The 1,740-nt window shown below is 51.5% G+C and carries 1 protein-coding gene; it reads right to left on the bottom strand.

All coding sequences use genetic code 11. The features are described 5' to 3' along the window. Nucleotides 1–141: 141 nt before the first annotated feature. A complete protein-coding gene (locus tag NW838_RS15710; protein WP_414428361.1) occupies nucleotides 142–1,410 on the bottom strand; it encodes an esterase-like activity of phytase family protein in 1,269 nt (422 codons plus the stop codon). Nucleotides 1,411–1,740 lie beyond the last annotated feature (330 nt).

The following is a 1,740-nucleotide window of genomic DNA, read 5'->3' as shown; positions in this document are numbered from 1 at the left end:
CCCCCCCCGCCCCCCCCCCCCCCCCCCCCCACCAGTTTTTTTTTTTGACGGACCTGGAGTTCACAGCCTTCTGCGTTGCGTCTGGTGGGCGGGGTTTTGTTTATAAGAGATATTTTCATGGCTCACCAAACAAGTTTTCTCTCAAAACAAGCTCTTGGGCAGCTTAACGAAATAAACGATGTTCTCGTCTTGCTTGTTACCAAGGTAAGGCATAGTTTTTTCTTGAGCCGCGCCCTTTTCCGAGACGATGCCAAAGTCGTCGTCGTTAACTATCGCTAGGGTAGTTGAGTTGAGAATGGCCAACCCCTCCGGCTTGTCGTGGGGATAATTGGGGATCGACATAATGTAAAATACTTCTTCTTTGGAAACGGGCTTGATCCCCGCTGCAATGATTTCCTCTTGGGTTAACTGCTCCAGAGTCTTGCCGTTAACCAGCAGGCCATTTGGACCAGGATCAAAGACATCCGTGGCAGCGGCAGTATCGATTTTGTAGATCTTCTTCGTAACCTCTTTGTCCTCTCCCGGCGTTTTGCCATCCCGTTCGAGAACCAGGAAGGTTGTGTCGGTAATGGCGACAATTTCGCTAACAGCGGTGCCAGTTCCCTCTAAAGGATAGAGGTATTCTTTGAACTTGCCCGTGGCCAGTTCATAGAAGAGTATCCTGCAAACAGTTGCGGTCTTTTGAACATCTTTGTTGGGGTTCAAAAGCGGAGACTGCATGATGCCGACCAAGTATTTCTGATCGGGCGTCAGAGTTAGCCCCTCCATGCCGCGATTGGGGCGCCGATTTTTGTAAACTTCTGGAAGCTTTTTGCCGCCAACTCCACTTCCAAAAGGATTTAGCCACTCGATGGCCTTGCCATTGGAATCAAAATGGATCAAGTGAGGTCCGTATTCGTCGGCAACCCAAAAGCTTCCATCTTTGGCCACCGCGATCCCCTCTGGATCGATACCTTTGGGATCCGGCGCAAGCTGCTTGCCGCTGAGATCGTAGGCATTCTCTCCCGTTCCCCCCGAGCCAGATGGATTGGGGATCCCGGTGAGATTTTTGCCTGTCTCGTCTTGCAGCAGGATGACCCTGTCCAACTTGAAGCCCTTGCCGTCCAAAGACAATCTGGCAACTTGAGGGGTAAAGTCTGGCTTAGGGAAAATCTTGTCGTTTGACTCAGCTCCATCAATATTGGGACCGCGATCGGTGAGCACATAAAAATATTGGCCATCAAAGGCAAGGCCAGAGCCAAACCCACCATTGTAGATTTTGACGCCGTTTTCTGTGGTCAAAAGCAGATCCCGCTTTGGAACAGGAGCCTTTTCGGGAAGGTTTTCAATTGCCTTTGCCGGGCTATTGGTGTAGAAAGAAGTTAAAGAAAGCAGGAGCAAGAACAAGCTTGCTGTTCGCAGTTGTTTCATTTGGCAAACCTCCAGAAGCTTTTGAAAAAGAAAGACAGGACGCCTGAGCGGCCTCGAACGGAAGCAACGCCGTCCTAGAGTATCGACGCTTGGCCAAGAACCGTCAAGCTGCTTAACGTTCACGGCGTCAAGCAATGAAAGGCTGCACTCAGGGCCTGTCCTGGAGGCCTGATCTACTTCCAACCGGCCCGATCCATTACCTTTAGGGCATCAGGGGTGACGCGGCCAATGCTGGCGGCGTTGATCGTATCTTCCTTAAAGGTGCCAAAGCTGGCCACCACCGAGTCGATCTCAGCCCCGGGCAGTACCGGGTACTCATTGTTGCTCTGG

Source organism: Synechococcus sp. R55.2 (genome assembly GCF_047462075.1).
Classification (GTDB): Bacteria; Cyanobacteriota; Cyanobacteriia; order Thermostichales; family Thermostichaceae; genus Thermostichus.
The sequence above is the reverse complement of the archived record's forward strand: the minus strand, read 5'-3'. Positions and strand labels throughout refer to the sequence as shown.

What these genes read in the sequence shown, in the direction of transcription:
- NW838_RS15710 (WP_414428361.1), bottom strand. Translation starts at nt 1,410, where the DNA reads ATGAAACAACTGCGAACAGCAAGCTTGTTCTTGCTCCTGCTTTCTTTA.